5 protein-coding genes are annotated in these 6,000 nt (G+C 37.4%); all 5 read right to left on the bottom strand.

The genetic code is table 11. The annotated features are described in order from the left end of the window. Positions 1-197: 197 nt before the first annotated feature. The 5 genes from K9N40_07105 to K9N40_07085 all read right to left on the bottom strand — a co-directional run bounded on the left by K9N40_07105 (position 198) and on the right by K9N40_07085 (position 5,886). The gene (locus K9N40_07105; protein MCF7814227.1) at positions 198-1,730 is read right to left on the bottom strand and encodes an AMP-binding protein; all 1,533 of its coding nucleotides are present in this window, start codon (positions 1,728-1,730) and stop codon (positions 198-200) included. 73 nt (positions 1,731-1,803) lie between these two features. After that, complete coding sequence (thrC, locus tag K9N40_07100; protein ID MCF7814226.1) at positions 1,804-3,174, bottom strand: threonine synthase; 1,371 nt, start codon at positions 3,172-3,174, stop codon at positions 1,804-1,806. Between the two features lie 71 nt (positions 3,175-3,245). Beyond that, positions 3,246-3,653: a cupin domain-containing protein gene (locus K9N40_07095; GenBank protein MCF7814225.1), complete on the bottom strand. Its 408-nt coding sequence runs from the start codon at positions 3,651-3,653 to the stop codon at positions 3,246-3,248. Positions 3,654-3,852: 199 nt separating this feature from the next. Beyond that, the gene (locus tag K9N40_07090; GenBank protein MCF7814224.1) at positions 3,853-4,644 is read right to left on the bottom strand and encodes an SDR family oxidoreductase; all 792 of its coding nucleotides are present in this window, start codon (positions 4,642-4,644) and stop codon (positions 3,853-3,855) included. A gap of 21 nt (positions 4,645-4,665) precedes the next feature. Further along, entirely contained in the window at positions 4,666-5,886 is a 1,221-nt protein-coding gene (locus tag K9N40_07085; protein MCF7814223.1) for a PLP-dependent aminotransferase family protein, read from the bottom strand. Positions 5,887-6,000: the final 114 nt, after the last annotated feature.

Raw genomic sequence — 6,000 nt, 5'->3', positions numbered from 1 at the left:
TTTGACTATCACCGTGGCAGAGCCAAGGTGTATTTCGCTAAATTTATTTCAGCAAGCTGAAAATCGAATTTTCATTATTTACCCCTCTGCCTTCGGCATCTCCCCTCAAACAGGGGAGAAATTTCGGAAAACCCCGACGCAAGCCTCGAGGAATTCTATTGATTAAAAACTTATGTTTTTATTCCTTTATATCTTCCTTATTGAATTTTTCCTTTTCTTTTCAATTTTCTGCATGTTTTCTCTACTTCCCTGAAATTAACTTTTCCACTACCCATCATGGGGATTTCTTCCAAAATGTAAAATTCTTTGGGAACAGCAATTCCGGGTAATTCCTTTGCCATTTTCTTCAAGATCTGTCTTTGATCGATTTTTCCAGTAGTAACAGCTGCCACCACATCTGCCCCTTTGGTTGGATTTGGAACATCAACCACGCAGCAGATCACATCATCTGGAAGATACTTATTCAATACTTCTTCCACACGAACCAGTGAAACCATTTCTCCGCCGACTTTTACAAATCTTTTTAAACGGCCTTTATGCCACAGATAACCATCATCATCCATGTAGCCCATATCACCGGTATCGTACCAGCCTTTGTGAATTCGCAGCGAAGTTTCTTCCAGATCGTGCAGATAACCCTTCATCACCATATCACCTTTCACCAGGATTTTTCCGGTTTGATTGGCAGGAAGTTCTTCATCGGTATCTACATCCAGAATTTTTACTTTTACGCCTGGTATTGGTTTTCCTACACTTCCAAATTTTTGTTCATTTGGTGTATTTATAGAAATTGCCGGACTGGTTTCTGTAGTGCCATAAGCATTGTTGATGATGAGATCATGTTTTTCCAGAAAGCCATCATAGATCTGTTTAGTTAGAGTGTCTGCCCCACTAATTGCAAATTGCATCGACTCGAAATCTCCGGGAGATGATTTTTTTAGATAACCATAATAGAATGATGGAGTTCCTGCCATCAAAGTAACTTTATATTTTTTTATCAGTCCACAGATTATTTTGTAATCTAACGGATTGGGATAGGCAACAATGCTGGTTCCCAATGTGATAGGTAACCAGAAATTGGCTGTAATTCCAAATACATGGAAAAGTGGCAGATTTGCCAAGAAAATATGGGAAGGATCAAGATCGATGATCTTGGGAATATTATCAACATTATGACCTATACTTTTATGAGTTAATTGTACCGCTTTAGGTTCTTTCTCGCTGCCGCTTGTAAACAATATTACAGCAGTTTCATCATCATCACCCTGATGAACAATTTTCTTGAGAGATTTAGCTGATCTTTTAGATTTTAGTAATGCACCCAATTTGTCAGTGATCTTGATATCTTTGGCTATATCCTCCAAAAAAATCATTGAGTCGATCGGTTCTAATTTGAGCTTTTGCAAAAGTTTTCTACTGCAAATGATCGTTTCAAAATTACATTTGTCCTGTGCATAAATGGAATTTTCGATAGCACCTGTAGCGTAATTTATCATCACGGGGATCTTACCAGCCATCAGCAGGCCAATATTGGTTAGCATACATCCAGCCGAAGTTGGCACCATTACTCCCACGTATTTACTATCTATTTTTTTGAATTTTTTGGCAAAGATGAGAGCAATAATAAGCATTCTTTCGTAAATTACATCTTTCCCGGTTGCAATATCGTGAACAGATACTTTTTTCGGGAATTTCTTTGCGGTTTTTATAAACTTGTGATGAAGTTGCATTTTTCCTCCGTTAGAATTGAATTTTATTCATTTTCTTTTGACAACATTTATCCTTAAATAGTAAATTTTTCATTTAATACTTTTCTATCAAATAATCTTTGAAAGCCTTATAATCATTATCTATTCTATCGAATTGTTCATCTTTTTCTTCGATTCCTTCCAAACTGGGAGGAAGTTCAGGATCGATGCCAATGATCTCTCTGATCTGTTCCGGGAACTTTGCAGGATGTGCTGTTTCCAGAGATACAAATAAATTTTCAGGATCGTCTTTTTCAGGATTTTCCTGCAGGTATTTCTGTAGTCCTGCCCAACCAACTGATCCATGCGGTTCAAGCAAAAGCTTATGTTCTTTCCAGGCATTTGCGATCATCTGTTTGGTTTCAGCATCAGAAACACTGACTGAATATATTTCGTCCTGAATTCTTTTCTGATCAGGTTTTTTGTGAATGATCCCTGCTTCATCCATCACACCATCATAAAGTGCAACTAAACGTGCCAGATTGCTGGGATGACCAACATTCATAGCACTGGAAATGCAATTAAGGGAAGGCACGATCTTATCATAATTTCCCGTTTTTACAAATTTGGGGAATTCATCGTTTTCATTGGTTGCGATAATATATTTACTTATTGGTAAGCCCATTCTTCCTGCCAGCATACCTCCCATCATATCACCAAAATTTCCGGAAGGAATGGAGAAAACAACCTGATCCTCAGGATTGCCTTTGCGAAGCTTGGCAAAGGAATAAAAATAGTAAATAATCTGCGGAATAAGCCTTCCGATGTTAATGGAATTGGCCGAAGAAAGTTTTAGATAATCTAATTCCGAATCGGCAAAAGCCTGTTTAACCAAAGCCTGGCAATCATCAAATTTGGTATCCAGAGCCAGAATTTGAATATTCTTACCCAGAGTTGTCATCTGTTTTCGTTGTCTTGCTGTTACTTCATCTTGAGGGAAAAGCACAACCACTTTAATATTATCCAAACCGTAAAACGCATTAGCTATAGCACTTCCAGTATCACCGGAAGTTGCAGTAAGAATTAGTAATTCTTCGTTATCCTGCTGCAGATAATACTGCATCAATCTGCCCATCATGCGAGCTGCAAAATCTTTGAAAGATGCTGTTGGGCCTTGATCCAGACGCATTACATATTTTTTCTCATAAACATTTTCCAGCGGAACTTCATAATTATAGGCATCTTTAACAATTGTCAAAAGATCATCATCGGGTATTTGTCCTACCAAAAACCGCTTTCCAATCTCAAAAGCAATCTCATAATAATGCATATTCGAAAATTCGCAGACATTTTTGGGATTTATATAGGGAATTTCTTCCGGCATATAAAGCCCTTTATCGGGAGCTATTCCCTTCAATAAAGCTTTTTTAAAATTTACACTGGGTGCTTTCAAATTTGTAGAAAAGAATTTTATTGATTCGCTCATATTACCTCATACTTACCGTCATTCCGAGGTTACTCATAGCTTTTCATTCGAGGAATCTCGTGATTGTTCTATTAGCTTAACTTCTCGAACAACCATTTAGATTCTTCCCAAGAATACTGGAGAAACACGTCAGAATGACGAAGATTTTTCATTTTTTTCTTATATCTATTGGGATCGTCAAAATAATCGATCACATAGCATTTAGTTACAAATTCAGCTGAATGAACAACGCCAGCAGGAATGAAATAACGATCACCATTTGTGTACAATTTCGTTTCACCATCGATCGTAAACTTCATCTTACCTTCCAGAACCATTCCCCATTGTGCACAATGAGAATGATCGGGAATTTTACCGATAGGTTCCAGTTCAAAAAATACTGCCAACATTTTATCATTCTGCAGCATCCAACCGCGAACACCTTCCAAATTGATATCTATTTCCGGTAGATTTTTTATCATTTCAGGATATGGATTCATATTTTTATAATCTCCTTTTTTTTATTTTTTGTCCCCATTTACATAACGCTTTTATAAAGCAAAACGTCACTTTTCACAAGCCTTTTCCAAGGAAAGATTTTTGCACTTATTTGGCGAATTAGTGCAGAACAGAGGGGATTTCCTCCACTCTATTTCTTTTTTCAAAAATTCGGATGATCCTTGAAAAATCCCAAGTTTTTCAAAATAAACTTTTAACATAACCGCCATCAACCTGCAAAGAAACTCCTGTGATATAACCAGCTCCCTGTGAAGTTAGAAAAGCCACAACTTGTCCAAATTCATGGGGAGTGCCAATCCTTTTCATGGGAATATCAGTTTCCAATTTTGCATAAAAATCTTTTTCTGTACCTTTACCGCTATCTGAGAAAGCTTTAGCCAGATTTTCCACTCGTTGCGTTTTGGTATAGCCGGGACATACTGCATTTACAGTGATTCCATTTCCCGCAACTTGATTGGAAAGAGTTTTCAGAAAACCAGTAGCTCCAGCTCTTGCCGTGTTGGAAAGCACTAAAGTATTTATAGGCTGTTTTACCGAAACTGATGTAATTACAACAATTCTACCCCATTTTTTCTTTTTCATACCTGGTATAGCAAGATTACAGAGATTTATTGTACTCAGAAGATTCAGTTCCAGAGCTTTGCGATAATCATCCAGATCGAAATTTTCTGTAGTACCAGCAGGAGGTCCGCCTGCGTTGCAAACCAGGATATCCAATGATCCAAATTTAGAAATTATCTTATGGATCATCGATTTAACCTCTTTCTCTTTTGTTACATCACAAACAAAGTAAGCAACTTTCTTTCCTGTTTGATTCAAAATCTGCGTTTGTGCATTTTTCAATTCATTTTCTTTTCTTGCACAAATGATAACGTTTGCTTCTTCTTTGGCAAGCTGCAAGGCAACTGCTTTTCCCAAACCTTTGCTGGCAGCTGTTACCAAAGCAACTTTATCTCTAATTCCCAGATCCATATTATCCTCCTTTTCAGGAAGTTATAGTTGAGCCTTTATACATTTTGAGAGTCTTTTCACTGCTTCTGCCAATTGCTTTTTGGAAGCAAATGAAAAGTTGATTCTCATATGATTTGTTGAAGGATTTTCCCCGTAAAAAACATCACCTGGAACAAATGCGACCTTGAATTTGATTGCTTCCATGAAAAGCTCATTCGTATCGATATGCTGGGGAACTGTTACCCACAAGAAAAGTCCACCTTCCGGTTTCGTCCAGGTTACACCCATTTCAGGTGGAAAATGTTCTTCCATTGTCTGCAGAAATACATCCAATTTTTCGCGATAATATTTACGGCATTTTGCAATATGTTCGTCAAATCCCATCGTGGTAAGAAATTCTGTACACATATCCTGATTGTATTTGGGTGTATTTAGGATGTTTGCTTCTTTGATGTTAGTCATTCTGCCAATCACATCGGAGGGACCGATATTGAAACCAACTCGAATTCCAGGACAGAAAAGTTTGGAAAATGTATAAAGACCGATCACATTCTGACCCCCATTCTGCTGATCTAATGAAAAAATGGATGGAATGGTTTCACCACGATATCGTAGATCACGATAAGGACTGTCTTCCACAATTGGGACATCAAATTCGTAACTAAGTTCCAGCAGTTTTTTCCTTTTTGTCAAGCTGGTTGTAATTCCAGAGGGATTTTGAAAATCGGGAACTACATAAATGAACTTTGGTTTTTTGCCTTCTTTCTTCAGTTTTTTCAATTCTTTTTCATAAGAATCAACATCTACCCCATCGCTTTCCAGATCTATACCGATGATCTTGGGTCTTTGCATCTGAAAAGCAACTATAGCTCCGGCAAAAGTAGGACGATCCAGCATGATTATATCACCAGGATTAATGAATAATCTACCCGTAAGATCGAGCCCATGCTGACCCGAAGAAGTAACAACAAGATTTTCTTCGGAAATATTAATATTGTCTCTACTAAGAAAATCTATAATCGCCTTTTTTAAAGAGATCTCTCCTGGAACTGCAGTGTATTGCATTATCGTGGTAATATCTTCTTCCAGCCTTTTCTTGGAAGCAAGTCGCATTTCATGAACCTGGAACATTTCAGGGGAAGGTAATCCTCCAGCTAACGAAATGATCTCAGGATTATTCAAATATTTAAAGATCTTTCCGATAGAATATCCCTCAAATTCCTTGATATTATCGGAATATCTTTTCTGCCAATTAGTTATCATTATTAGTTAACCTCATTTTCTCATGCTGAGCAGTGTCGAACCGTGATGATTTCATCCTTCGACTATACTCAGGATGACATTTATGCTTTAAATGAAAATTCAACCCCTCAGTCC

The sequence above is a fragment of the Candidatus Cloacimonadota bacterium genome (assembly GCA_021734245.1).
In the GTDB taxonomy this organism is placed as follows: Bacteria; Cloacimonadota; Cloacimonadia; order Cloacimonadales; family TCS61; genus B137-G9.
This window is presented reverse-complemented; position numbering and strand designations above follow the sequence as displayed.